This is a genomic window from Bacillus sp. AFS018417, assembly GCF_002560985.1.
GTDB classification, from domain to species: Bacteria; Bacillota; Bacilli; order Bacillales; family Bacillaceae_G; genus Bacillus_A; species Bacillus_A rhizoplanae.
Map to the genome: position 1 here is coordinate 71,415 of NZ_NTTM01000032.1, position 25,608 is coordinate 97,022.

Annotated in this window: 23 protein-coding genes and 1 riboswitch; all 23 genes read left to right on the forward strand. The window is 37.3% G+C overall.

Translation table 11 applies throughout. The features are described from left to right. Window positions 1-215: 215 nt before the first annotated feature. Window positions 216-467 (forward strand): YlmC/YmxH family sporulation protein, encoded by a 252-nt coding sequence (locus tag CN326_RS14455; protein WP_098309706.1) that lies wholly within the window; start codon window positions 216-218, stop codon window positions 465-467. A gap of 170 nt (window positions 468-637) precedes the next feature. Next, window positions 638-1,540: a dipicolinic acid synthetase subunit A gene (gene dpaA / locus CN326_RS14460; RefSeq protein WP_098309707.1), complete on the forward strand. Its 903-nt coding sequence runs from the start codon at window positions 638-640 to the stop codon at window positions 1,538-1,540. Then, a complete protein-coding gene (locus CN326_RS14465) occupies window positions 1,537-2,136 on the forward strand; it encodes a dipicolinate synthase subunit B (RefSeq protein WP_098309708.1) in 600 nt (199 codons plus the stop codon). Before dpaA ends, CN326_RS14465 begins: the two co-directional genes overlap by 4 nt. 149 nt (window positions 2,137-2,285) lie before the next feature. Next, complete coding sequence (gene asd, locus CN326_RS14470; RefSeq protein ID WP_098309709.1) at window positions 2,286-3,332, forward strand: aspartate-semialdehyde dehydrogenase; 1,047 nt, start codon at window positions 2,286-2,288, stop codon at window positions 3,330-3,332. Window positions 3,333-3,354: 22 nt separating this feature from the next. Continuing rightward, window positions 3,355-4,587 carry an aspartate kinase gene (gene dapG, locus CN326_RS14475; RefSeq protein WP_098309710.1) on the forward strand — a complete coding sequence of 411 codons (1,233 nt, stop codon included), beginning with the start codon at window positions 3,355-3,357 and terminating at the stop codon, window positions 4,585-4,587. A gap of 11 nt (window positions 4,588-4,598) precedes the next feature. After that, complete coding sequence (dapA, locus tag CN326_RS14480; protein ID WP_098309711.1) at window positions 4,599-5,477, forward strand: 4-hydroxy-tetrahydrodipicolinate synthase; 879 nt, start codon at window positions 4,599-4,601, stop codon at window positions 5,475-5,477. 655 nt (window positions 5,478-6,132) lie between these two features. Then, window positions 6,133-7,803 carry a ribonuclease J gene (locus CN326_RS14490; protein WP_098309712.1) on the forward strand — a complete coding sequence of 557 codons (1,671 nt, stop codon included), beginning with the start codon at window positions 6,133-6,135 and terminating at the stop codon, window positions 7,801-7,803. Between the two features lie 103 nt (window positions 7,804-7,906). After that, on the forward strand, window positions 7,907-8,656 hold the full coding sequence (locus CN326_RS14495) for a ClpP family protease (RefSeq protein WP_098309713.1): 750 nt from the start codon (window positions 7,907-7,909) through the stop codon (window positions 8,654-8,656). Beyond that, on the forward strand, window positions 8,653-8,859 hold the full coding sequence (locus tag CN326_RS14500; protein WP_098309714.1) for a YlzJ-like family protein: 207 nt from the start codon (window positions 8,653-8,655) through the stop codon (window positions 8,857-8,859). Before CN326_RS14495 ends, CN326_RS14500 begins: the two co-directional genes overlap by 4 nt. A gap of 359 nt (window positions 8,860-9,218) precedes the next feature. Then, window positions 9,219-11,588 carry a DNA translocase FtsK gene (locus CN326_RS14505; RefSeq protein WP_098309715.1) on the forward strand — a complete coding sequence of 790 codons (2,370 nt, stop codon included), beginning with the start codon at window positions 9,219-9,221 and terminating at the stop codon, window positions 11,586-11,588. A gap of 343 nt (window positions 11,589-11,931) precedes the next feature. Beyond that, a riboswitch (purine riboswitch) is annotated at window positions 11,932-12,034 on the forward strand. Window positions 12,035-12,270: 236 nt separating this feature from the next. Then, on the forward strand, window positions 12,271-12,996 hold the full coding sequence (locus tag CN326_RS14510) for a GntR family transcriptional regulator (RefSeq protein WP_098309716.1): 726 nt from the start codon (window positions 12,271-12,273) through the stop codon (window positions 12,994-12,996). A gap of 89 nt (window positions 12,997-13,085) precedes the next feature. Beyond that, window positions 13,086-14,168, forward strand: a complete 1,083-nt coding sequence (locus tag CN326_RS14515) for a BMP family lipoprotein (RefSeq protein WP_098309717.1) — start codon at window positions 13,086-13,088, stop codon at window positions 14,166-14,168. A gap of 81 nt (window positions 14,169-14,249) precedes the next feature. Next, the gene (locus tag CN326_RS14520) at window positions 14,250-15,782 is read left to right on the forward strand and encodes an ABC transporter ATP-binding protein (RefSeq protein ID WP_098309718.1); all 1,533 of its coding nucleotides are present in this window, start codon (window positions 14,250-14,252) and stop codon (window positions 15,780-15,782) included. Beyond that, window positions 15,775-16,833, forward strand: a complete 1,059-nt coding sequence (locus CN326_RS14525; RefSeq protein ID WP_098309719.1) for an ABC transporter permease — start codon at window positions 15,775-15,777, stop codon at window positions 16,831-16,833. Before CN326_RS14520 ends, CN326_RS14525 begins: the two co-directional genes overlap by 8 nt. Further along, on the forward strand, window positions 16,834-17,793 hold the full coding sequence (locus CN326_RS14530; RefSeq protein WP_098309720.1) for an ABC transporter permease: 960 nt from the start codon (window positions 16,834-16,836) through the stop codon (window positions 17,791-17,793). 131 nt (window positions 17,794-17,924) lie between these two features. Next, on the forward strand, window positions 17,925-19,199 hold the full coding sequence (gene yfmF, locus CN326_RS14535; RefSeq protein WP_098309721.1) for an EF-P 5-aminopentanol modification-associated protein YfmF: 1,275 nt from the start codon (window positions 17,925-17,927) through the stop codon (window positions 19,197-19,199). 1 nt (window position 19,200) lies between these two features. Further along, window positions 19,201-20,487 carry an EF-P 5-aminopentanol modification-associated protein YfmH gene (yfmH, locus tag CN326_RS14540; RefSeq protein WP_098309722.1) on the forward strand — a complete coding sequence of 429 codons (1,287 nt, stop codon included), beginning with the start codon at window positions 19,201-19,203 and terminating at the stop codon, window positions 20,485-20,487. A gap of 21 nt (window positions 20,488-20,508) precedes the next feature. Beyond that, window positions 20,509-21,222 (forward strand): elongation factor P 5-aminopentanone reductase, encoded by a 714-nt coding sequence (gene ymfI / locus CN326_RS14545; protein ID WP_098309723.1) that lies wholly within the window; start codon window positions 20,509-20,511, stop codon window positions 21,220-21,222. A 108-nt stretch (window positions 21,223-21,330) separates the two neighbouring features. Beyond that, complete coding sequence (locus CN326_RS14550; RefSeq protein WP_098309724.1) at window positions 21,331-21,576, forward strand: DUF3243 domain-containing protein; 246 nt, start codon at window positions 21,331-21,333, stop codon at window positions 21,574-21,576. Between the two features lie 152 nt (window positions 21,577-21,728). Continuing rightward, window positions 21,729-22,514 carry a DUF3388 domain-containing protein gene (locus CN326_RS14555; RefSeq protein WP_098309725.1) on the forward strand — a complete coding sequence of 262 codons (786 nt, stop codon included), beginning with the start codon at window positions 21,729-21,731 and terminating at the stop codon, window positions 22,512-22,514. 21 nt (window positions 22,515-22,535) lie between these two features. Beyond that, complete coding sequence (locus tag CN326_RS14560; RefSeq protein WP_098309726.1) at window positions 22,536-23,423, forward strand: helix-turn-helix domain-containing protein; 888 nt, start codon at window positions 22,536-22,538, stop codon at window positions 23,421-23,423. A gap of 64 nt (window positions 23,424-23,487) precedes the next feature. Beyond that, on the forward strand, window positions 23,488-24,066 hold the full coding sequence (gene pgsA, locus CN326_RS14565) for a CDP-diacylglycerol--glycerol-3-phosphate 3-phosphatidyltransferase (RefSeq protein WP_098309727.1): 579 nt from the start codon (window positions 23,488-23,490) through the stop codon (window positions 24,064-24,066). Between the two features lie 21 nt (window positions 24,067-24,087). Further along, window positions 24,088-25,326, forward strand: a complete 1,239-nt coding sequence (locus CN326_RS14570) for a competence/damage-inducible protein A (protein WP_098309728.1) — start codon at window positions 24,088-24,090, stop codon at window positions 25,324-25,326. Window positions 25,327-25,608 lie beyond the last annotated feature (282 nt).

Here is a 25,608-nt window from a genome sequence, read left to right on the forward strand (position 1 = left end):
GGTAGGCATTTTTTTTACAAGACTAGAATAGGTACTTAATATAAAGTGAAACTTCCCCCACTGAGGGTTAGTTGAACTAATCGGGCATTTACGGGCAGTTATACCCGACCTATCTTCTTTGCTTCTCTCTCAATCTTGAGGTGGGGGTTTTACTGCCTGTTAATGCGGGATAAAAGAAATCTTCAAATTAGAACGTTTTATAAGGAGAGGATGGAATGCGATTAAGTGAATTGAGCGGGAAAGAAATTGTTGATTTACAGCGTGCGGAGAGAATGGGAGTACTTGGGCATGCGGACTTAGAGATTGATGAGAGAGATGGTAAAGTTCAAGCGCTCATTATTCCTGTTGGGAAATGGGGAGGGTTCAAACGAGGGCAACAAGAAGTGCGTGTGGAGTGGGGCAGAATTAAAAAAGTAGGGCAGGATATGATTATTTTTGATCTTGCTAATTATTCAGATCCTGTTTAAAAGATGACCATTGTGGTTGTCTTTTTTTATTGTGGAAATCCATAGATGTAAATCATCCTTACTTTTGGTTTTTCAATCACCTTATACTCGTATATTACATATGATGTGGAGGAAAACGAAAAAAGTAGGCGCTTTTCTTATAATGAGAGAAAAAGAAGGTGAAGTAAAGGATGTTGACTGATATCCATATTGCTGTCATAGGAGGAGATGCACGGCAGCTTGAAGTTATTCGTAAGCTAGTTGAGCTTGATGCAAAACTCTCATTAGTAGGCTTTGATCAACTTGATCATGGATTTACAGGAGCAGCAAAAGAGAGTATGCAGAATCTTGATTTTACTTCTTTAGATGCCATCATTTTGCCGGTAGCTGGAACTGATGCAAACGGACAAATCGATACAATTTTTTCTAATAAAAAAGTGATAATTACGAAAGAGCAAATTGAAAACACACCAGCACATTTTACGATATATTCAGGTATTAGTAACACTTACTTAGATACAATTGCTTCTTCTACGAATCGAAAACTTATCAAATTGTTTGATCGTGATGATGTGGCAATTTATAATTCAATTCCAACGGTTGAAGGGACCATCATGATGGTTATTCAACATACAGATTATACAATTCATGGCTCTAAAGTAATGGTATTGGGGTTTGGGAGAACTGGAATGAGTGTAGCGAGAGCATTTCAGTCGCTAGGAGCAAAAGTGAAGGTAGGTGCTCGGCGCTCTGAGCATATTGCTCGTATCACAGAGATGACATTTACGCCATTTCAAATGCGAGATATAGAGCAAGAGGTGCAAGATGCCGATATTGTAATTAATACAATTCCGTATCTTGTTGTAACAGCAAGTGTAATTTCAAAAATGCCAGCTCACACATTGATTATCGATTTAGCTTCTAAACCAGGCGGAACAGATTTCCGGTATGCGGAAAAGCGAGGCATTAAAGCATTGTTAGCACCTGGACTGCCAGGAATTGTTGCACCAAAAACAGCAGGGCAAATTCTTGCGAACGTCCTTTCTAATTTATTAATGGCAGATATAGAAGTGAGAAAGGAGAAGAAAAAATGAGTGTAAAAGGCAAACGAATTGGTTTTGGATTAACAGGTTCGCATTGTACGTATGCAGAAGTCATGCCGTATTTAGAGAAGCTTGTTGCAGATGGAGCCGAAGTGTTACCTATCATATCGTACACATTGCAAACGACAAATACGAGGTTTGGTGAAGGGGCAGAGTGGGTTGAAAAGATAGAAACTATTACAGGTCATAAAGTAATTGACTCTATCGTAAAAGCAGAGCCGCTTGGTCCGAAAATTCCGCTAGACTGTATGGTTATAGCTCCGTTAACAGGGAATACGATGAGTAAGTTTGCAAATGCAATGACAGATTCTCCTGTATTAATGGCAGCGAAAGCGACACTAAGAAATGGTAAACCTGTTGTATTAGCTGTTTCAACAAATGATGCTCTCGGATTAAACGGAGTGAATATGATGCGTTTGATGGCAACGAAAAATATTTATTTTGTACCGTTTGGGCAAGATGCACCGCATAATAAACCGAATTCTATGGTAGCGCGTATGGAATTGTTGCAAGATACAATGGTTGAAGCGATGGAAGGGAAACAACTGCAACCTGTAGTTGTAGAAAAATTCAGATACATGAATTAAAAAACAAAAAACAGACAATTTTTTTCATGAAACCATCATTCTTCTCGCAGAATATGATAAAATTAATTCTATTAAGAATTAGAAGGAGTATTTGTTACTCCTTTTTATTCTAAGTATAGAAGGATTGGTACCTAGAAAGGGGCATGGTGATGGAAAAGAAAAAATCTTTTCATGTCGCTGTAGTTGGAGCAACCGGCGCAGTTGGTGAACAAATGTTAAATACTTTAGAGCAACGTGATTTTCCAATTGGAAAATTAACGTTACTTTCATCTAAACGTTCTGCAGGCAAAACGCTTTTATTTAAAGGAGAAGAAGTAACAGTACAAGAAGCTACTCCTGAAAGCTTTGAAGGAGTGGATATTGCACTCTTTAGTGCGGGTGGATCTGTATCAAAACAATTAGCACCAGAAGCAGCAAAGCGCGGTGCAATCGTTGTTGATAATACTAGTGCGTTCCGCATGACAGAAAATGTTCCGCTTGTTGTACCAGAAGTAAACGAAAAAGACTTATTAGAACATAACGGAATCATTGCAAATCCAAACTGTTCTACAATTCAAATGGTAGTTGCTCTCGAACCAGTTCGTCAGCACTTTGGTTTAAAACGAGTAATCGTTTCCACATATCAAGCTGTATCAGGTGCAGGGGCTGCTGCAATTGAAGAGCTTCATGAACAATCACAAGCCATTTTAAACGGCGAAGAAGTAAAAGCAAATGTTTTACCTGTAAAAGGTGATGAAAAACATTATCAAATTGCATTCAATGCGATTCCACAAATTGATAAGTTCGAAGATAATGGCTTTACATTTGAAGAAATGAAAATGATTAATGAAACGAAGAAAATTATGCATATGCCAGAGCTTGAAGTAGCGGCAACATGCGTACGCTTACCAGTTGTATCAGGTCACTCTGAATCTGTTTACATTGAAGTGGAAAAAGAAGGTGTAACAGTAGAAGAACTACGTAATCTGTTAGCGAACGCAGAAGGAATTGTACTGCAAGATAATCCAGCAGAACAAGTATACCCAATGCCGGCAACTGCAGTTGGTAAAAACGAAGTATTCGTTGGTCGTATCCGTAAAGATTTAAACAATGATAAAGGATTCCATCTTTGGGTCGTATCTGATAACTTATTAAAAGGTGCTGCATGGAACTCTGTTCAAATTGCAGAACGATTAGTGAAATTACAATTAGTGTAAACGGCTAAAAGAAGGTGCAAAAATGAAAATTATTGTCCAAAAATTCGGTGGAACATCTGTGCGTGATGAAAACGGTCGAAAGCATGCTCTTCATCACATTCAAAAATCATTGAAAGAAGGCTATAAAACTGTAGTTGTTGTATCTGCGATGGGCCGTGTAGGTGAGCCTTATGCAACGGATACATTATTAAACCTTGTAAATGAGAAGCAATCGTTTATTTCAAAACGCGAGCAAGATTTATTGTTGTCTTGCGGTGAGCTAATTTCGGCGATTGTGTTTTCAAATATGCTAAATGAAAATGGTGTGAAGGCTGCAGCGTTTAACGGTGCACAAGCTGGATTCATTACAAATGATGACTTTACCAATGCAAAGATTATTGAGATGGATTGTGAGCGCATTTTGAAGGAATTAGAAGAAGTTGATGTAGTCGTCGTAACGGGATTCCAAGGCCGAACGAAAGAAGGCGATACGACAACACTTGGACGCGGAGGTAGTGATACATCAGCATCAGCGTTGGGTGTTGCACTTCATGCTGAGTATATTGATATTTTTACAGATGTAGAAGGTGTAATGACTGCTGATCCACGTATTGTAAAAGATGCGCGTCACCTTGAAAATGTAACATATAATGAAATTTGTAATATGGCATATCAAGGTGCAAAAGTCGTTCATCCGCGTGCAGTTGAAATTGCGATGCATGCAAAAGTGCCACTGCGTGTGCGTTCAACATATTCTGATAGCGAAGGAACTCTGATTGCAGCGTATGATGGTGCGACAAAAGGTCGCGATGTACAAGAGCGTCCTGTAACTGGTATTGCTCATGTTTCTAATGTAACGCAAATTAAAGTGTTGGCCAAGGACGGGGCATACGATTTACAAACAGAAGTGTTCAAAGAAATGGCAAATGAAAAGATTAGCGTAGATTTAATTAATATTTCTCCTACTGGTGTAGCATACACAGTTAGTGATGAGGTTACAGGCCGAGCTGTCGAAGTACTGCATAAACTTGGATATAATCCAATTGTAACTGAGCACTGCGCGAAAGTATCCATTGTTGGAGCTGGTATCGCAGGTGTTCCGGGTGTTACTGCAAAAATTGTAACAGCATTAGCTGAAAATGGTGTTCAAATATTACAATCTGCAGATAGCCATACAACAATATGGGTGCTTGTTAAGGAAGAGAAACTAGTAGATGCTGTAAATGCGCTTCATCGTGCATTTGAGCTTTCAAAAGAAAAGCAACTGGAATTATAAGGAGTGAGACCATGATAGATTTTGGGACAATTGCAACGGCGATGGTCACACCATTTGATAAGAATGGAAATATCGACTTTGTAAAGACAACAAAATTGGTAAATTATTTAATTGATAACGGTACAACAGCAATCGTTGTAGGGGGAACAACAGGTGAGTCTCCTACATTAACATCTGAAGAAAAAGTAGCGTTATATCGCCATGTTGTATCTGTTGTCGATAAAAGAGTGCCTGTAATTGCTGGAACTGGTAGCAATAATACACATGCTTCTACGGAGCTTACGCAAAAAGCAGAAGAAGTAGGTGTAGATGCGATTATGCTAGTTGCACCGTATTATAATAAACCAAGTCAAGAAGGTATGTATCAGCACTTTAAAACAATTGCTGAAAGTACAAAACTGCCGGTTATGTTATATAACGTTCCAGGCCGATCTATTGTACAAATTTCTGTTGATACAGTTGTTCGTTTATCACAAATTCCAAACATTGTTGCAATCAAGGATGCAGGCGGCGATGTATTAACAATGACAGAAATCATTGAAAAAACAGATGATAATTTTGCTGTATACAGCGGTGATGATGGCTTAACATTGCCAGCGATGGCAATTGGAGCGAAAGGTATTGTATCTGTTGCTTCTCATGTTATTGGTAACGAAATGCAAGACATGATTGCAGCATTCCAAACTGGCGATATGAAAACAGCACAAACGCTTCATCAATTGTTAGTAAGAGTGACGAATGCACTATTTATGGCACCGAGTCCAACTCCTGTCAAAACAGCACTGCAAATCGTAGGGTTAGATGTTGGTTCTGTTCGTTTACCTCTTCTACCATTAACTGAGGCAGAAAGAACGCAATTACTTGAAGTTATACAATCTATTCCTCGTTAATAGAAAAGAAAAGTGGCTTAGTGTTGTACTAAGTCACTTTTTTGTGTTTCGTACTGTATCCCGCATTAACGGGCAGTAAGACTAAGACCCTCACCTCAAGATGGAGAGAGAAGCAAAGAAGATAGGTGGGGGATAACTGCCCGTAAAAGCCCGATTGGTTCAACTAACCATCAGTGGGGGATGAAGAGAATCCCCACTGATGGAAGTTTCACTTTATCTCACTATTTTGGGGCAGTAAGCCCCCTATCTACAAAGAAAATCCCCACGGGTGGAAGTTTCACTTTATTGCTTAGATGAAGTGGTGAAATGAATCCAGTTTATCATCGTGTACACATTCTTCTCTTTTCTTTCTTATAATTTAACTTGTGTTCTATTTCTTGTATCAGTTATAATATGGCTAAGTAGCTTAGTACGGGTATGCTTAGCAAAAATGGGAAAACTTTACGGATTATCGGATTTTGTATGAAATTACATAAAACATTTGATTTATATAATGAAAGAGAGGTGGAACCTGGTTTAAAAACGAAAAAACGTGATATCGCATAGCGATAAGACCTTCGTTTTAGATGCTGAAAAATGATGGTGGAGTTTCCCCTGGTTTCTCTACAATGTTAGTGGGATCAGTTTTTACAACATTTTTAAACCAGGCAACAACATGAAGAAAAAAGAGATAGATACTGTAAAAGTATTCGCTCTCGGTGGAGTGGGCGAAATTGGAAAAAATATGTACTGCGTTGAAATTGACTCTGAAATTTTTATTGTAGATGCGGGACTTATGTTTCCGGAAGAAGAGATGTTTGGAATAGATATTGTTATTCCTGACATCACATATTTAGTGGAAAATAAAGAGCGAGTAAAAGGACTATTTTTAACACATGGCCATGAAGATCATATTGGTGGTATTGTCTATGTGTTAAGAAAATTAGATATTCCGGTTTATGGAACAAAGCTGACGAATGGTCTCGTGAAAGAAAAATTAGGGGAAGCGGGTATGTTAGGTCGCGTTGATTTAAAAACGATTGATTCTAATGCTACGGTAGAATTCGATACAACAACTGTTTCCTTCTTTAAAACAACACACAGTATTCCAGATGCAGTAGGGGTTTGCTTCCATACTTCACAAGGTGCAATTGTATATACTGGTGATTTTAAATTTGACCAAACTCCTGTTGGGAATAATGGTTCAGATATCGGAAAAATGGCACAAATTGGAAATGAAGGTGTGCTTTGTTTACTATCTGATAGTACGAATGCAGAGCGCCCTGGCTATACAGGATCTGAGAGAGAAGTCGGTTTGGAGATTTCTAAAGTATTTTATAATTCAGAAGGTCGTATTATTGTGGCTTCATTTGCTTCTAACGTTCATCGTATTCAACAAGTTTTTGATGCAGCGTATGAAACTGGGCGTAAGGTAGCGGTAGTTGGACGAAGTATGGTAAAAGTTGTTGATATTGCGTATAATCTAGGGTATTTAAATATTCCAGACGGTATGTTAATTTCACTTCAGGATGTTGATAATTATCCTGAGAAAAAGGTGACGATTTTAACGACTGGTAGCCAAGGTGAGCCAATGGCTGCTCTTTCTAGAATGGCAAGACAAGCCCATAAACAAATTTCAATTCGTAAAGGTGATACAGTCATTATTGCTGCATCCCCAATTCCAGGGAATGAAACATCTGTTTCAAGAACAATTGATTTACTGTTTAGAGCAGGTGCGGATGTCGTATATTACGGAGAAAAGAAAGTCCATGTTTCCGGGCATGGTAGTCAAGAAGAATTGAAACTAATGTTAAACTTAATGAGACCGAAATATTTTCTGCCTGTACATGGTGAATTCCGTATGCAAAAGGCGCATGCCCGTTTAGCTCAAGGTGTTGGCGTTCACTCAGATCGTATTTTTATCACGGAAAAAGGTGAAGTGATTTCCTTCACAGATGGAGAGGCAAAACCTGCTGGTAAGGTTCCTGCAGGAAATGTATTGATTGATGGATTAGGCGTTGGTGATGTTGGAAATATCGTTTTACGTGATCGTAAAATGTTATCACAAGATGGTATTTTAGTCGTTGTTGTAACGCTTGGAAAAGATGAGAAAAAGATTATTTCTGGACCAGAAATTATTTCGCGAGGATTTGTTTATGTTCGTGAATCAGAGGCGTTAATTGAAAAATCAACTGATATTGTACGTACAATTGTAGAACAATCTATCAAAGAATATTCTATTGAATGGTCAACGTTAAAACAAAATATTCGTGAGCTACTTGGACAATTTTTATTTGAAAAAACAAAGAGAAAACCGATGATTTTACCAATTATCATGGAAGTATAAGAGATGGCTGCCTATTTGTAGGCGGCTTTTTCTTTTGTCCTCTTTCGAATGAAATTTACAACTTAACAAATAATAGTTGTATACGTGAGAAAGGGGATTCGATATGGTAGAGCGTGATGAAATGAAAAATGAAGAAAAAGAGGCCGAGACAAAAGAAGAAACGAAAGAAGCTTCTGTGCTAGAGAAAATTCAGCAACTTGGACAGACAAATGTCCCGCAATTAAATGAATCGCGTATTCATTGTTTAACGATTGTAGGGCAAATTGAAGGGCATGTACAATTACCGCCGCAAAATAAAACAACGAAATATGAACATGTTATTCCTCAAATTGTAGCAATTGAACAAAATCCTAAAATTGAAGGGCTATTAATTTTGTTAAATACAGTTGGAGGAGATGTAGAAGCTGGGCTTGCAATTTCTGAAATGATTGCTTCGCTTTCGAAACCAACAGTATCGATTGTTCTTGGTGGAGGTCATTCAATTGGTGTGCCGATTGCTGTGTCAACAGATTATTCATTCATTGCAGAAACAGCAACAATGACGATTCATCCTATTCGTCTTACAGGTCTTGTGATAGGTGTTCCGCAAACATTTGAGTATTTAGATAAGATGCAAGAGCGTGTCATTCGTTTTGTCACAAAGCATTCAAAAGTAACAGAAGATCGTTTTAAGGAGCTAATGTTTGCGAAAGGGAATTTAACACGAGATATTGGTACGAATGTTGTAGGTGGAGATGCGGTGAAATATGGTTTAATTGATGATGTTGGAGGGATTGGCCAAGCGGTCAAAAAATTAAATGAATTAATTGACGCAAAAGCATCATCTGAACAAAGCGGGGCGTTATTACAATGATTTTATATACCATTATGCCAGAGCAACTCGTGTATCCAATGGATCATACAGAATTTGCAAGGCAGAAAATTGTACATGTAGATGGTATTGATATGGTTGTTGAAATGGGGAATGAAAATGATTATTCTGTTGTACGAGTATTAAGTACAAATCCCCAGCATTTTTTACAATATGAACCGGGGCAGAAAATATCCTTTTCGTAAAAGCAGGATTTTGTTTATGAGCTATGGTATAATATAAAAAACAAGAAGGTGGAGCAGCCGTGTATAGGCTGCTTTCTTCAATTTATCCCGCTATTCGCGGGAAATTATCACCTGCTTCAAGATTTTAAGAAAACAAAGAAGATAGGAGCGGGATAATTTCCCGTAAAATCTCGATTGGTCGGGCTAACGATGTGAGGGATGAAAACCTTGCATTCATGGAGGTTTTACTTTATTAGTATTCGGCTTTAAATTATCCACTGATAAGATAATGTGAAGAAAATTCACTGCCATTAGAGCGGGATTGAAACTACACTTGTTTTACAAAAGTTATATTTTGAATTGGAATTTGAGGTGAAGAAATGGCAAAACAAAAGCAAAGAGGGACGAAAACAAAAGCAAGACGTACCATAAAGCCAACTTTGTACTACGAAATCGTCGGTTTGGCTCTTTTTGCGCTCTCTATCATTACAATTATGCAGCTAGGTATTGTCGGAAAAGCATTCGTGCTATTTTTTCGCTTTTTCTTTGGGGAATGGTACATACTTGGAGTACTCGGAGTTATTGCTCTTTCTATAGCGTTTGTTATAAAACGAGAGTGGCCAAATTTATTGCACAAACGATTGATTGGTATATATTTAATCACATTAGCTGTGCTCATGTTTAGTCATATTACGTTAGTCAACCTTCTAACAAAAGATGGGGCGGTACAAAGTTCATCTGTTATTGTGACTACGAAAGATTTGTTTTTTCATGAAATGAAAAAAGGAGTCGACACGGTTCATTTAGGCGGAGGGATGTTTGGGGCTATTATGTTTGCGACATGTTACTTTTTATTTGATGAAGTTGGCGCATACATAATTGGAATGATTCTCATTTTACTTGGTGTACTATGTATTACAAATAAACATATAGGCGAGGTGCTTGCACCGATTGGGCGAATATTCAGAGGGCAATTTGAATCGATGCAAGGTGATTACAAAGAGTGGCAAACAAAACGTGCTGCTGAGAAAACGGAAAAGAAAAAGACCGTTCGTACGCGAAGTGAACGTCATGTGCAAGAAGTGCCGGAGTTAGAAGAGAGTGTAGAAGAGGTTGAAGTAGTGCCGCCGATTATATCAAACTTTACTGAAAACTATACAACACCAGATCCAATAAGAAATGAATCGCTTACTTCTGAAACAAATCTAGAAGAATCTCTGCCTATGCAAGAGGAGCAGCCGAAGCGGCAGAAAGGTGGGAAAATTGTTGAATCTCTTGCTGGAGAGACAGCGGCGCCACCAATGCATTTTTCAGATGTTGAAAATAAAGATTATAAGTTGCCTTCTTTAGAACTATTAAAGTTTCCAAAGAATAAGCAAGTGACCAATGAAAATGAAACGATTTATGAAAATGCACGTAAGTTGGAACGAACATTCCAAAGCTTCGGTGTGAAAGCGAAAGTAACAAAGGTTCATAGAGGACCAGCTGTTACAAAATATGAAGTGTATCCTGATATGGGAGTTAAAGTAAGTAAAATTGTTAGTTTAAGTGATGATTTGGCATTAGCTTTAGCGGCAAAAGATATTCGAATTGAAGCCCCAATTCCTGGGAAATCAGCTGTTGGGATTGAAGTGCCAAATTCAGAAGTTGCAATCGTTACGTTAAGAGAAGTGTTAGATTCGAAAGCGAATAATCATCCAGAAGAAAAGTTATTAATTGGACTTGGGCGTGACATTACAGGAGAAGCTGTATTAGCCCGTCTGAATAAAATGCCTCATTTACTTGTAGCAGGAGCAACTGGTAGCGGAAAGAGTGTATGTATAAACGGAATTATCACAAGTATCTTAATGCGCGCTAAGCCGCACGAGGTGAAACTCATGATGATTGATCCGAAAATGGTAGAGTTAAATGTATACAATGGTGTACCGCATTTATTAACGCCTGTTGTAACAGATCCGAAGAAAGCATCGCAGGCGCTAAAAAAAGTTGTCAATGAAATGGAGCGTCGCTATGAATTGTTTGCTCATAGTGGAACGCGTAATATTGAAGGGTATAACGAATATATAAAGCAACATAACGAACATTCTGAAGCGAAGCAACCCGAACTTCCTTATATTGTTGTTATAGTGGACGAGTTGGCAGATTTAATGATGGTTGCTTCTTCCGATGTAGAGGATGCGATTATGCGTCTTGCACAAATGGCACGTGCAGCTGGTATTCATTTAATTATTGCAACGCAGCGTCCATCTGTGGATGTTATTACGGGTGTTATTAAAGCGAATATTCCATCGCGAATTGCCTTTGCAGTTTCTTCTCAAATTGATTCAAGAACTATTCTTGATACAGGGGGAGCAGAGAAATTATTAGGACGCGGTGATATGCTGTTTGTACCAATTGGTGCTTCTAAACCAGTTCGTGTGCAAGGAGCATTTCTATCAGATGAGGAAGTAGAGAAAGTAGTAGAATATGTTGTTACGCAGCAAAAAGCACAGTATCAAGAGGATATGATCCCGCAAGATGTACCAGAAACAACGCAAGAAGTAGAGGATAGTTTATATGATGAAGCAGTTCAGCTTGTTGTCGATATGCAGACAGCGTCAGTTTCTATGTTACAGCGGAGGTTCCGTGTTGGGTATACGCGGGCGGCACGTTTAATTGACGCGATGGAAATGAATGGTATCGTGGGACCGTATGAAGGAAGTAAGCCCCGTGAAGTATTAGTAAAAGATATTCAAGAGAAAAGTTCGTAATAAAGTGAAACTTCCATCAGCCGGGGAGGCTTTATTCCCCGTTGATGGAAAGCCCGCCCAATCAGGCTCTTATGGGCAGTTATTCCCCATCTATCTTCTTAGCTTTCTCTAAATCTTGAGGTGGGGCTTACTGCCCGTTAGTGCGGGATAAAGTTGTCTGTTCATGTGAGATAAAGAAGCCGGTTAGAAACACTTCTAGCCGGTTTCTTTATTAAATAAAAATGACAACGCTTACTATCGTTGTGTTTCGATGAGAATACGAATGGTTATATATCTTTTTATTTCAACGTTCGATTTTTTTGTTGGATTGTATTGACAGTAATCATATCAAGTGGTACGATTACTTCGAAATCAAAATAAACCTCATATAATCTTGGAAATAAGGTCCATAAGTTTCTACCTAGCAACCATAAATTAGCTAGACTATGAGAAAAAAGTGTAAATACAAGGTGTATCATAACTTTGTCCCTGACTTTTTCAGCATATGAGAAATGTAGGTGTACAAAGTTTTTTTTATGGGTTAAAGAAAGAAAATTTAACCTAAAAAAATTATTAGCATTTATTTGACAAATTACAATTTTCTTATTTTTATTCAGGGGCATCCATGGTATATTAATTGTGGAAAAAAGAGAAAAGAGGTCTTACATCAGAGGTCGAATAAGTGAAGTGCGAGGGGAGTCTTATGTCAGTAAAGTCAGATAGTCGACATTTGTATTTACGAGTGATTGACCACATTAAAGAAAAGATTAAAAACGGGGAGTATAAAGAGAAACAAAAGCTACCATCCGAATTTGATCTAGCAAAAGAGTTAGGTGTCAGTAGAGCGACATTGCGAGAAGCGCTTCGAATCTTAGAAGAAGAAAACGTTGTTATTCGCAGGCACGGTGTAGGGACGTTTGTAAATGCAAAACCTTTGTTTTCTTCAGGAATTGAACAATTATCTAGTATTACAGATATGATTACTAGTGCAGGGAAAACGCCAGGGACAGTGTTTTTATCATCATCAATAGGCAATTTAACGGAAGAAGAAAAAGAGAAGTTTCATAGTGAAGATGATTTTGAAACACTTATGATTGAACGCGTTCGTACAGCAGACGGGGAACCTGTTGTATATTGTGTTGATAAGTTGCCAAAAGAAGTTCTTCCTGATTTGTCAGAATACAAAGAAGAATCATTACTTACTGTCATTCATAAAAACACAAATAAACGCATTACGTATGCTGTTGCTCATATTGAACCGCTCGGTTATCATCCGAAGATATCACCGATTCTAGAGTGTGAGCCAGAAACGGCACTGCTTGTATTAAAGCAAATGCATTATGATCAAAATGATGAACCGATTTTATATTCTATTAACTATTTTCGAGCAGATAAATTTAGCTTTCACGTGTTAAGAAAACGAATGTAAAATGTTCCCTTTTTAGGGGGGTGACAGCAAGAAAACGGGGACATGGTCATATAGGTAGAATGATACATATTTTAGGAGGGGTTTCTAGTATGAAGAAAAAAGCGGGGATTTTATTATCACTAACGTTAGCGGCAAGCACGATTTTAGGAGCTTGTGGTAACACGAATAAGGAAAGTGACAAAAAAGAGGGAAAAGGAAATAATAACTTTAAGGTTGGTATGGTTACAGACGTTGGTGGAGTAGATGATAAATCATTTAACCAATCTGCTTGGGAAGGTTTAACTGCATTTGGTAAAGAGAATAAGTTAAAAGAAAACGAAGAATATCGTTATCTGCAATCTTCTAAAGAATCAGACTATGTTCCTAACTTAACAAAGTTTGGGGAAACAAATTACGACTTGACATTCGGAATTGGATTCTTAATGCAAAAATCAATTGAAAAAGTAGCGGGTCAATTCCCAAAAAATCAATTCGCGATTGTTGATGCTGTAGTAAATAAACCGAACGTAACAAGTATTACATTTAAAGACCATGAAGGTTCTTTCCTTGTTGGTGTAGTGGCAGCAATGACAACGAAATCAAACAAAATTGGCTTTATCGGTGGTGTAAAGAGTCCATTAATTGAAAAATTTGAATCTGGTTTTAAAGCTGGGGTAAAAGCAGTAAATCCGAACATTGAAATTGTATCTCAATATGCTGAAGCATTTGATAAGCCAGAAAAAGGTTCTGTATTAGCTTCTGCTATGTACGGCCAAGGCGTTGACGTAATTTATCATGCATCTGGTGCAACGGGTAACGGTGTGTTTACAGAAGCGAAAAACCGTAAGAAAAAAGGTGAAAATGTTTGGGTAATCGGTGTTGACCGTGATCAAACACAAGAAGGTATGCCAGAGAATGTAACATTAACTTCAATGGTAAAACGTGTTGATGTTGCAGTGGAAAAAGTTTCACAAGAAGCAAAAGATGGTAAATTACAAGGTGGTAAAACAGAAGAGTTTGGCTTAAAAGATGATGGTATCGGGATTGCAAAAACAACTGATAACGTGAAAAAAGTAAATCCAGAGATTTTAACAAAAGTAGAAGATTATAAAAAGAAAATCATAAACGGTGAAATTAAAGTGCCATCTACTCCAGATGAGTACAAAACATATGAGGCTTCTCTTAAAAAATAATGTTAGAGAAATAGCAAAGGTTAGTTCTTAGAACTAACCTTTGTATATATAAAGAACTTTGTCCTGTCAAGGAGGAATAACATGGAATACGTAATTGAGATGAACAATATTACGAAAGTATTCCCGGGGATTGTAGCGAATGATAATATTACGCTGCAAGTGAAACAGGGAGAAATTCATGCTTTACTTGGAGAAAACGGTGCTGGAAAATCAACACTTATGAATGTTTTGTTTGGATTGTATCAACCAGAACAAGGAGAAATTAAAATTAAAGGGCAGCCTGTGAAAATTACGAATCCGAATGTAGCGAATGATCTTGGAATTGGTATGGTGCATCAGCACTTTATGCTTGTTCATAATTTTACAGTCACGGAAAATATTATTCTAGGAAATGAACCGAAGAAAAACGGTAAAATTGCTATTGATGAAGCAGCGGAAAAAATTAAAAAATTATCTGAGCAATACGGACTAGCAGTAGACCCATATGCGAAAATAGAAGATATTTCTGTTGGAATGCAACAACGTGTAGAAATTTTGAAAACGCTCTATCGCGGGGCGGAGATTTTAATTTTTGATGAACCTACAGCTGTATTAACACCGCAGGAGATTCAAGAGCTTATTCATATTATGAAAAAGCTTGTACAAGAAGGGAAATCTATTATTCTTATTACACATAAGTTGAAAGAAATTATGGAAGTGTGTAATCGTTGTACAATTATTCGTAAAGGAAAAGGAATTGGTACGGTAGACGTTGCAAATACAGATGAAAACAAGCTTGCAGAATTAATGGTCGGACGTCAAGTGAATTTTAAAACTGAAAAGTCAGACGCCAAACCACGTGAAAATGTACTTACGATTTCTAATCTTGTTGTGCACGATGCACGTCAGTTACCTACCGTAAAAGGACTTGACTTAACTGTTCGTGGAGGAGAGATTGTTGGTATTGCAGGAATCGATGGAAATGGACAAAGTGAATTAATAGAAGCGATTACTGGTTTACGAAAAGTTGAGTCAGGCTCTATTACGTTAAGAGAGAAGGACGTGACGAATTGGCCAGTTAGACGCATTACAGAAGAAGGCGTTGGACATATTCCAGAAGATCGTCATAAACATGGGCTCGTTCTTGATTTTTCTATTGGAGATAATATGGTACTTCAAACATATTATAAAAATCCGTATTCCAAAAAAGGTATTTTGAATTTTTCGAAAGTATATGAAAAAGCAAAGTCGTTAATTCAACAGTTTGATGTTCGTACACCGAGTGAGCATACACCAGCACGGGCGTTATCTGGGGGAAACCAGCAAAAGGCAATTATTGCTCGTGAAGTGGACCGTGATCCGGATTTATTGATTGCTGCACAGCCAACACGCGGTTTAGATGTCGGGGCAATTGAATTTATTCATAAAAAGCTAATTGAACAGCGTGATAAAGGAAAAGCAGTTTTACTACTTTCGCTAGAGCTTGACGAAATTTTAAATGTAAGTGACCGTATCGCTGTTATTTATGAAGGGAAAATTGTGGACATTGTGAATGCAAAAGAAACAAATGAACAACAACTAGGTCTGTTAATGGCTGGGGGAAAGAAGAAAGAGAAGGTGAATACAAATGGCTAAAAAGTTTTTAACGGAGCGAACAATTAATATGGTAGTACCTGTATTATCCGTTATTTTTGGTTTACTTGTTGGAGCCATTATTATGATTACGAGCGGATACGATCCAATCGCCGGCTATGCTGCATTATGGGATGGAATGGTTGGAAATCCACGTGCGATAGGGGAAACACTTCGAACGATGATTCCACTTGCTCTTGCGGGTTTATCGGTAGCATTTGCGTTCCGTACAGGTTTGTTTAATATCGGGGTAGAAGGACAATTATTAGTTGGGTGGCTCGCTGCTGTTTGGTTCGGTTATGCTGTTTCTCTACCAGCCTTTCTCCATATTCCATTATCGATATTAGTTGCAGCCCTTGCTGGCGGACTGTGGGGATTTATTCCTGGATATTTAAAAGGGAAATTCAAGGTAAACGAAGTTATCGTTACAATTATGATGAACTATATCGCGCTTTACGTAACTTATGATATTATTAAACGTTTTTTACATGAAGGAAATGAAAAATCGTATGATATACAAGCAAGCGCGTCTCTAGCTTCTTCTTGGTTATCATCTTTAACAGGAGGCTCTCGCCTGCACTGGGGAATTATTGTAGCAATTATTATGGCGATTATTATGTGGTTTTTATTAGAACGAACAACATTAGGTTACGAGCTCAAATCAGTTGGATTTAATCAACATGCCTCCAAATATGCAGGGATGAAAGTGTCGCGTAATATTATATTGTCAATGACAATTGCTGGTGCGTTTGCTGGAATTGGCGGTGCGATGGAAGGGCTTGGAACGTTCCAAAGTATGACAGCGATGTCTTCTTTTACAGGAATAGGATTTGATGGTATCGCTGTTGCTCTTCTTGGTGCAAATAATGCATTTGGTATTTTATTAGCAGCACTTTTATTTGGCGGTCTGAAAAGTGCTGCGCCGCAAATGAACTTTGAAGCGAATGTTCCATCTGAACTAATTAATGTCATTGTTGCTTGTATTATTTTCTTTGTAGCATGCAGCTATGTTTTACGATGGGCACTTTCTCGTTTTAGCAAGGAGGGGAAATAAATGAGTTTCCTAGATATTGTAGCCATTCTTGTCACAGGTACGTTATATACAGCAGCACCGCTTATTTTTACAGCACTTGGAGGCGTATTTAGTGAACGTTCTGGTGTTGTTAACATTGCATTAGAAGGTTTAATGTTGTTTGGTGCGTTTGTTGGAGTTGTTACAACTTTATTAATGGGGGATACATGGGGAGCAATGACGCCGTGGATTGCGCTTATTTTTGCAGCGATTGGCGGGGGATTATTTGCACTTCTTCATGCGGTTGCATCAATTACATTCCGCGCTGATCAAGTTGTCAGCGGAGTAGCGATTAACTTTTTAGCGTTAGGATTAACAGTGTTTGCGATTAAAAAGATTTTTGGAAAAGGTCAAACTGATTTTATCCAATATCGTATTGAAAAAATTGATATTCCTGGCCTTTCTGATATTCCTGTTATTGGAAAAGTGTTTTTCTCTGATGTACCATTAACCTCTTATATTGCAATCATTTTAGCATTTGTAGTTTGGTATGTGATTTATAAAACACCATTTGGCTTACGATTACGTGCTGTTGGGGAACATCCGATGGCAGCTGATACAATGGGTGTTAATGTTTATAAAATGCGCTATATTGCTGTTTGCTTATCAGGTATGTTTGCAGGTGTCGGCGGTGCTGTATTTTCAACATCTATCTCAAATAACTTTTCTGGCGCTACAATTACAGGCCAAGGGTTTTTAGCGTTAGCAGCAATGATTTTTGGAAAATGGCATCCAATTGGGGCTCTAGGTGCAGCGTTATTTTTTGGATTTGCACAGTCACTAGGCGTTGCAGGTGGTACAATTCCTGTTTTAAATCAAATTCCAAGTGTCTTTTTAACGATATTACCATATGTATTAACAATTTTTGCACTTGTCGGTTTTGTTGGGCGTTCCGAAGCTCCGAAAGCGCTTGGAACACCATATGAAAAAGGAAAACGCTAAAAGCTAAAAAGCTCGCACATTAGTGCGAGTTTTTTTACATACAATAACGTTAATACATGAGAAAAGTTGCAATTTCTTTTGTGAAAACTGTATATTGAAGAAGAAAATTCCTTTTTAGAGGAGGTTTACCAATGGAGCTTATAAAACAAGAAACACATGAATTAGGTGGATTACGCCTACATATTATTCCAACGGAAAAATATAAAACGAATACATTTGTATTGCGCCTGAAGGCACCGTTATGTGAAGAAACAGTAACAGAACGGGCATTACTTCCTTATGTATTACAAAGTGCTACAGAAACACATCCATCTGTTATTCGTATTCGTCAATATTTAGAGGAGTTATATGGCTCTTCATTAGCTGTAGATGTAAGTAAAAAAGGTGAAGATCATATTATTTCTATTTATATAGATGTTGCTAATGAAACGTATTTACAAGAAGCGCCTCCGCTCTTTGAAAAAGCGCTTGCTATGCTTGCTGATATTTTACTAAGACCAGCAACAGAAGGTAATGGTTTTTTACAAACGGTTGTGGAAAGTGAGAAACGTGCGCTTGTGCAGCGTATCGAATCTACGTTTGATGATAAAATGCGTTATGCTAATGAACGCCTCATCGAAGAAATGTGTAAAGTAGAGCCATATCGCTTAAGTGCAAATGGTCAAAAAGAGCGTGTTTCTGCTATTACAAGCGAGACGCTGTATCAATACTATAAAAAAGTCTTAGAAGAAGATGAAATGGATTTATATATTATAGGTGATATTGAAGCGGGGGCTCTTGACCTTGTGAAACAATATTTCTCTGTTTCTAAACGTGAGGTGAAAGAAAGAAATGTAATGTTGCATAAGAAAAATGAAGAAGAGCAAGAAGTTGTAGAAAAACAAGAATTAAAACAAAGTAAATTAAATGTTGGATACCGCACATATATTACGTATCGTGACGAAGACTATTTTGCTTTGCAGTTATTTAATGGTTTGTTTGGTGGTTTTTCACATTCAAAATTATTTGTTAATGTACGTGAGAAAAACAGTTTGGCATACTATGCTGCTTCTCGTTATGAAAGTCACAAAGGACTTCTGTTCGTGATGTCTGGAATTGAGGGAAAAAATTATGAAAAAGCTGTTACGATTATTAAAGAACAAATGACAGCGATGCAAAATGGTGATTTTACTGATGAGGAAATCGTACAAACAAAAAGTGTAATTAAAAATCAAATCTTAGAAACAATTGATACGCCGCGCGGTCTTGTAGAACTTCTGTATCATGAAATAATTGCAAATTATAATCGCCCTGTAGGAGAATGGTTAACAGGGATTGAACGGGTAACGAAAGATGCAATCGTGAACGTGGCTAATAATATCCAGCTAGATACAATTTATTTCTTACACGGGACGGAGGGTGTTTAAGATGGAAAGAATCGTGTACGAACAATTAAAAGAAACGCTATATTATGAGAAACTTTCGAATGGTTTAGAAGTATATATTCTTCCGAAGCAAGGCTTTAATAAAACGTATGCAACATTTACGACAAAGTATGGTTCGATTGATAATGCGTTTATGCCGCTTGGAAAAGATGAGATGCTCCGTGTACCAGATGGGATTGCACACTTTTTAGAGCATAAATTATTTGAAAAAGAGGATCATGATGCGTTTCAATTATTTAGTAAACAAGGAGCTTCTTCAAATGCATTTACATCTTTTACAAGAACTGCATATTTATTTTCTTGCACATCAAACGTTGAAACAAACTTAGAAACATTGTTGGATTTCGTGCAAGAGCCGTACTTTTCTGAACAAACGGTTGAGAAAGAGAAGGGAATTATCGGTCAAGAAATTCAAATGTACCAAGATAATGCTGATTGGCGTTTATATTTTGGATTAATTGACAGCTTATATAGGAAACATCCTGTAAAGATTGATATCGCTGGAACAATTGATTCTATTAGCAAAATTACGAAAGATTTACTGTATGAATGCTATCATACATTTTATCACCCAAGCAATATGTTATTATTTATTGTTGGCTCTATTGACCCAGAGAAGACAATGAATTTAGTGCGTGAAAATCAAGCGAAGAAAAATTATACCGCTCAATCTGAAATTGTTCGGTCTTTTGATGAAGAACCAGAACAAGTAAACGAGAAAAAAATGGTTATTACAATGCCAGTACAAACACCAAAATGTTTAGTTGGTGTGAAAACACAGGACTTAAAGAAAGAAGGAAAAGACCTGCTAAAACAAGAAATTGCCTTAACCCTTCTGTTAGATTATTTATTTGGAAAAGGTTCTACTCATTATGAGACGTTATATAATGAAGGTTTAATTGATGATACGTTTTCGTACGATTATACAGAAGAAAGCAGTTTCGGTTTTGCAATGATTGGCGGAGATACGAAACAGCCGGATAAGCTAGCGAAGCAAATAACTGATATTTTATTGCAAACAAATTATGATGAGTTATGCGGTGAAACATTAGAGCGTGTGAAGAAGAAGAAAATAGGTGGTTTTTTACGTTCGTTAAATTCATCAGAATATATTGCGAATCAATTCACACGATATGCATTTAACGGTTCTAGTTTGTTTGATGCATTATCTGTTTTGGAAAGTTTATCAATTGAAGATTTACAAACAGTCGCGAAGAGCTTTTTAAAAGAAGAAAGAGTAAGTGTTTGTCAAGTTCTTCCAAAGAAATAATGTAGTAGAGAGAGGAACAGGATGAAGAAATATGCGTTAGTTACCGGGGGAAGTGGAGGAATCGGTTCTGCCGTTGTAAGGCGGCTAGTGAAAGATGGGTATACGGTATATGTCCATTATAACCGAAGTGAAAAGAAAATTTTGGAGTTACAGCTTGAACTAGAAGGTATTATTCCAGTTCAAGCTAATTTATCAGAAGTGGATAGTGCTGAGCGTCTATGGTCTCAAATTCATCATCAAATTGATACTGTAGTATATGCAGCTGGAAAAAGTATCTTTGGATTAACGACAGATATTACCGATAAACAATTAAATGAGATGGTGGAGCTGCAAGTAAAAAATGTATATAAACTTATTTCATTTGTACTTCCTTCAATGATTCGAAATCGAAGTGGAAATATTGTCATTATCTCCTCCATATGGGGACAAATAGGTGCTTCATGTGAAGTGTTATATTCTATGGTAAAAGGAGCACAAAATTCGTACGTAAAAGCTCTGGCAAAAGAAGTTGCATTAAGTGGTGTACGAGTGAATGCTGTTGCTCCCGGCGCAATTGAAACAGAGATGCTACGTGAATTTTCAGATGAAGAAAAGCAAGATATTGCAGAAGAAATTCCACTTGGACGATTAGGAATGGCAGAGGAAGTTGCAAACACAGTTGCATTTATAGTTTCTCCCCAAGCATCTTATATAACAGGTCAAATCATTGGGGTTAATGGGGGCTGGCATTGTTAAGCGCTTAAAGTAAGGAGCATTATATTTTGTTTTCTGTTCATACATAAAAAAGGACATAATAGCAAAAAGTAAACATGACTCCATTACTTTATAGTGAGGTGCTTAACAATGACAGTGTTAGAAAACTTTGAACAATGGAAAGGCTTTTTAGGAGAACGTTTAGAGCAAGCGCAAGGAAAAGGGTTAGATGGCGGTGCAATTTCTGATATGGCTTATCGCATTGGTGATTATTTAGCAAATGAAGTAGAAGCGCGTAATGACCAAGAAAAATTATTGATGGAGCTGTGGAAAGTTGCAGATGAACAAGAGCAACACACAATCGCAAACTTAATGGTGAAAATGGTAAAACACTAAGTAAGAAAAAGGGAGGAGGAATCCTCTCTTTTTTGTTGATGTTGAAAATCTCTAGATTAAATCGAGTTCTATTATACATTTCGCTTTCCTATTAGGGAAAAATCATATAATATAGTACATAGGTGTAAAGTAAGCAAGGGGAGTGTCATCAAATGATTGAATGGTATTTTGAATATGAAATACATAAAAACCGACCTGGCTTGCTTGGCGACGTTTCTTCGTTGATCGGTATGCTTGGTATTAATATCGTAACAATTAATGGGGTAGATAATGCTCGGCGTGGACTATTGTTAATGTGTGATAATCAAGAACAAATTTCTAGACTTGAATCAATTCTAAATACGATGGATAATATAACCGTAACGAAATATCGTTCACCGAAGCTTCGTGATCGGTTAGCAGTTCGACATGGAAGGTATATACAGCGGGATGCGGATGATAAGAAAACATTTCGTTTCGTTCGTGATGAATTAGGCTTGCTTGTGGATTTTATGGCGGAACTCATGAAAAAAGAAGGCCATAAATTAATTGGAATTCGCGGAATGCCGCGCGTTGGAAAAACAGAGTCTATCGTTGCGGCGAGTGTTTGTGCAAATAAACGGTGGCTTTTTGTATCATCGACGCTCATTAAACAGACGGTTCGTAGTCAATTAATTGAAGATGAATATAGTGATAATAATATCTTTATTTTAGATGGAATTGTTTCAACGAAGCGCGCAAATGAACGACATTGGCAGCTTGTTCGCGAAATTATGAGATTGCCATCAACAAAAGTTGTAGAGCATCCAGATATATTTGTGAGTCAGTCAGAATATACACTTGATGATTTTGATTACATTATTGAGTTACGAAATGATTACGATGAAGAAATTCAATACAGCCTAGTAGATGAAATTGAACAAGGAAATCAGAATAATTTTTCCATGTTTGACTTTTAAAGAAATATTGAGGTGTTAGCATTGACGGAATTAGGACAAAAGCTGAAAGAAGCAAGAGAACTGAAGGGTTTTTCCATCGATCAGCTGCAAGAAGTTACGAAAATTCAAAAACGCTATTTGATTAGTATCGAAGAAGGAAATTACAGCATATTGCCTGGGGATTTTTACGCACGTGCCTTTATAAAGCAATATGCAGAAGCGGTTGGTCTAAATGGAGAGGCAGTGTTAGAAGAGTATAAACATGAGTTACCGCAGTCAGTTTCTCAAGATGTTCCGCAAATTTCAAGAGGACAAAAAACGCAGGAAACTGTACAAAGAGCAACTTCATCACCGATTGCAGATCATATGCCTAAAATTTTAATTACAGTGCTTATTATTGCGATTGGTGTTGCAATTTGGTTTGTTTTTCAATTTGTGCTAGGGAAAGATGACGGCCATGTAAAGCAAACAGAAAGTGCACAAACAGAAGTAGAGAAAGCGAAAAATTCACCTCTTGATCAAAAGAAAGAAGAAAAGAAAGAAGAAAAAAAAGAAGAAGCACCTCAACAACCTCAGTCACAACCAACTGCATCTCAAGAAGATGTTAAATTTGTTGAGACAAATAAGAACGTATCTACATTGGAAATTCACAATAACAAAGAGTTCAAATTAGAAGTTATTGCAAAAGGTACAAGTTATGTAGATATTAAAGACGAAAATAATAATGTACTCTATACGGGTACTTTAACGGAAGGGCAAACACAACAACAGGATTTAGGGTCAAAAAATGTTGTGCGGTTAAACATTGGTAGTGCGCCAAATGTTGAAATTAAAATTAATGGGCAAACTGTTGCTTTCCCAGTTAATCCAGAAGAAATGTATCATCAAATTTGGGTGATTAAAAACTTAGGAGAACAACCTGCGCAATAATAGTCATCGTTCCGATGACTTTTTTCAATGCACAAACCGTTTTTGACATGATGGAGGAATAGCTGTGAATTTACCAAATAAAATTACTGTATCAAGAATTTTCTTAATTCCTATATTTTTAATTATTATGCTTGTTCCATTTGATTGGGGAGCATACACAATTGGAAATGTAGAATTACCGATTCAGCACTTAGCTGGAGCTATCGTTTTTATTATTGCTTCTGCTACAGATTGGATTGATGGCCATTATGCAAGAAAACATAATCTTGTAACAAATCTAGGGAAATTTTTAGATCCTTTGGCGGATAAATTATTGGTATCTGCAGCATTAATTACGCTTGTAGATTTACATTTTGTATCAACTTGGATAGCTGTTGTTATTATTAGCCGAGAATTCGCCGTTACAGGCTTGCGTCTTGTATTAGCTGGTACAGGGGAAGTAGCGGCTGCAAAGATGCCTGGGAAAATTAAAATGTGGATGCAAGTTATTGCAATTTCTGCGTACTTATTGCATGATGTTCCATTTAATTTAATTCATATTCCAATTGCGGAAATTTCAATATGGATTGCGCTTATTTTTACGATTATTTCAGGATGGGATTATTTCTGGAAAAATAGAGAGGTTTTTGTCAATTCGAAATAACGGCTTATGGGGGAATGGAAGATGAATGCAGAGATTATCGCAGTTGGTACAGAGTTATTACTTGGACAAATTGCGAATACGAATGCCAAATTTTTATCAGAAAAGCTGGCATCTATTGGAATCGATGTATATTATCATACTGTTGTAGGAGATAACAATAATCGCTTGCGTCAAGCAATTGAAATTGCTCAAAAACGTGCAGATATGTTAATTTTTACAGGTGGATTAGGACCGACAAAAGACGATTTAACGAAAGAAACAATTGCTTCTTCTCTGCAGGAAGAGCTTGTATATGATGAAGTAGCGCTCGCTTCAATTGCTGACTACTATAAACGAACGGGAAGAGAGTTTACGGAAAATAATAAAAAACAAGCTCTTGTTTTAAAGGGGTCAACTGTGTTCGCCAATGATCATGGTATGGCTCCAGGGATGGGATTATGTAAAGATAACAAGGTGTATATTTTACTTCCAGGACCACCTAAAGAAATGAATCCAATGTATACAAGTTATGTAGAGACTTGGCTACTCCCTTTTACATCGGGTGAGAATTTATATTCTCGTACTCTTCGATTCTTTGGAATTGGAGAATCACAATTAGAGACAACGATTCAAGACTTAATAGATGCTCAAATGAACCCAACGATTGCTCCTCTTGCTTCTGAAGGAGAAGTAACGCTTCGTTTGACTGCAAAGCATCATGATGCAAAAGAGGCGGAAACGCTAATAAATGATATAGAAGAATTGATTTTACAAAGAGTAGGACAATTTTTTTACGGATATAATCAAGATCTTCTTCATAATAAAGCAATTGCCTTGTTAAAACAAAAATGTTTGACGATTGCATGTGCTGAAAGTTTAACAGGCGGATTATTTGGTGATCGTATTACCGAAGTAGCTGGTGCGTCTTCTGTGTTTACAGGCGGCATAATTTGTTATAGCAATGATGTAAAGCAACATATTTTACATGTTCCAGAAGAGATTTTACAAACGGATGGAGCCGTTAGTGAAGTCTGTGCTTGCTATCTTGCAGAAAATGTGAAAAAACTTATGCAAGCCAATATTGGAATTAGTTTTACTGGAGTAGCTGGTCCAGATGCCTCTGAAGGGAAAGAACCAGGGACAGTATTTATTGGATTAGCAATGGATGAACAGCCGACGATTGTTATTCCGCTTGCATTAAGTGGAAGTCGCCAGCAAATTCGTGAACGAACTGTCAAATATGGATTTTATCATCTGTATAAGAAGCTAGAAGAGATATAAGTCTCTTCTAGCTTCTGCTATTTTATCCCGCTATTTGTGGATAGTAAGACCCCACCTCAAGATTCAGAGAAAGCGAAGAAGATAGTTGTGGAATAACTGTCCGTAAAAGCCCGATTGGGCAGGCTTTCCATCAGTGGGAGATGAAGAAAAACTCCACTGATGGAAGTTTCACATTATATAGAAAAATAAAGGTTTTCATCTACTGGAAAATAAAAAAAACGAATAAACGTTCGATTTTTGTTGGCATAATGGAAAGAAACTATTATAATAAAATTAGCATTT

What these genes read in the sequence shown, in the direction of transcription:
- CN326_RS14455 (WP_098309706.1), top strand. Translation starts at nt 216, where the DNA reads ATGCGATTAAGTGAATTGAGCGGGAAAGAAATTGTTGATTTACAGCGT.
- dpaA (WP_098309707.1), top strand. Translation starts at nt 638, where the DNA reads ATGTTGACTGATATCCATATTGCTGTCATAGGAGGAGATGCACGGCAG.
- CN326_RS14465 (WP_098309708.1), top strand. Translation starts at nt 1,537, where the DNA reads ATGAGTGTAAAAGGCAAACGAATTGGTTTTGGATTAACAGGTTCGCAT.
- asd (WP_098309709.1), top strand. Translation starts at nt 2,286, where the DNA reads ATGGAAAAGAAAAAATCTTTTCATGTCGCTGTAGTTGGAGCAACCGGC.
- dapG (WP_098309710.1), top strand. Translation starts at nt 3,355, where the DNA reads ATGAAAATTATTGTCCAAAAATTCGGTGGAACATCTGTGCGTGATGAA.
- dapA (WP_098309711.1), top strand. Translation starts at nt 4,599, where the DNA reads ATGATAGATTTTGGGACAATTGCAACGGCGATGGTCACACCATTTGAT.
- CN326_RS14490 (WP_098309712.1), top strand. Translation starts at nt 6,133, where the DNA reads ATGAAGAAAAAAGAGATAGATACTGTAAAAGTATTCGCTCTCGGTGGA.
- CN326_RS14495 (WP_098309713.1), top strand. Translation starts at nt 7,907, where the DNA reads ATGGTAGAGCGTGATGAAATGAAAAATGAAGAAAAAGAGGCCGAGACA.
- CN326_RS14500 (WP_098309714.1), top strand. Translation starts at nt 8,653, where the DNA reads ATGATTTTATATACCATTATGCCAGAGCAACTCGTGTATCCAATGGAT.
- CN326_RS14505 (WP_098309715.1), top strand. Translation starts at nt 9,219, where the DNA reads ATGGCAAAACAAAAGCAAAGAGGGACGAAAACAAAAGCAAGACGTACC.
- CN326_RS14510 (WP_098309716.1), top strand. Translation starts at nt 12,271, where the DNA reads ATGTCAGTAAAGTCAGATAGTCGACATTTGTATTTACGAGTGATTGAC.
- CN326_RS14515 (WP_098309717.1), top strand. Translation starts at nt 13,086, where the DNA reads ATGAAGAAAAAAGCGGGGATTTTATTATCACTAACGTTAGCGGCAAGC.
- CN326_RS14520 (WP_098309718.1), top strand. Translation starts at nt 14,250, where the DNA reads ATGGAATACGTAATTGAGATGAACAATATTACGAAAGTATTCCCGGGG.
- CN326_RS14525 (WP_098309719.1), top strand. Translation starts at nt 15,775, where the DNA reads ATGGCTAAAAAGTTTTTAACGGAGCGAACAATTAATATGGTAGTACCT.
- CN326_RS14530 (WP_098309720.1), top strand. Translation starts at nt 16,834, where the DNA reads ATGAGTTTCCTAGATATTGTAGCCATTCTTGTCACAGGTACGTTATAT.
- yfmF (WP_098309721.1), top strand. Translation starts at nt 17,925, where the DNA reads ATGGAGCTTATAAAACAAGAAACACATGAATTAGGTGGATTACGCCTA.
- yfmH (WP_098309722.1), top strand. Translation starts at nt 19,201, where the DNA reads ATGGAAAGAATCGTGTACGAACAATTAAAAGAAACGCTATATTATGAG.
- ymfI (WP_098309723.1), top strand. Translation starts at nt 20,509, where the DNA reads ATGAAGAAATATGCGTTAGTTACCGGGGGAAGTGGAGGAATCGGTTCT.
- CN326_RS14550 (WP_098309724.1), top strand. Translation starts at nt 21,331, where the DNA reads ATGACAGTGTTAGAAAACTTTGAACAATGGAAAGGCTTTTTAGGAGAA.
- CN326_RS14555 (WP_098309725.1), top strand. Translation starts at nt 21,729, where the DNA reads ATGATTGAATGGTATTTTGAATATGAAATACATAAAAACCGACCTGGC.
- CN326_RS14570 (WP_098309728.1), top strand. Translation starts at nt 24,088, where the DNA reads ATGAATGCAGAGATTATCGCAGTTGGTACAGAGTTATTACTTGGACAA.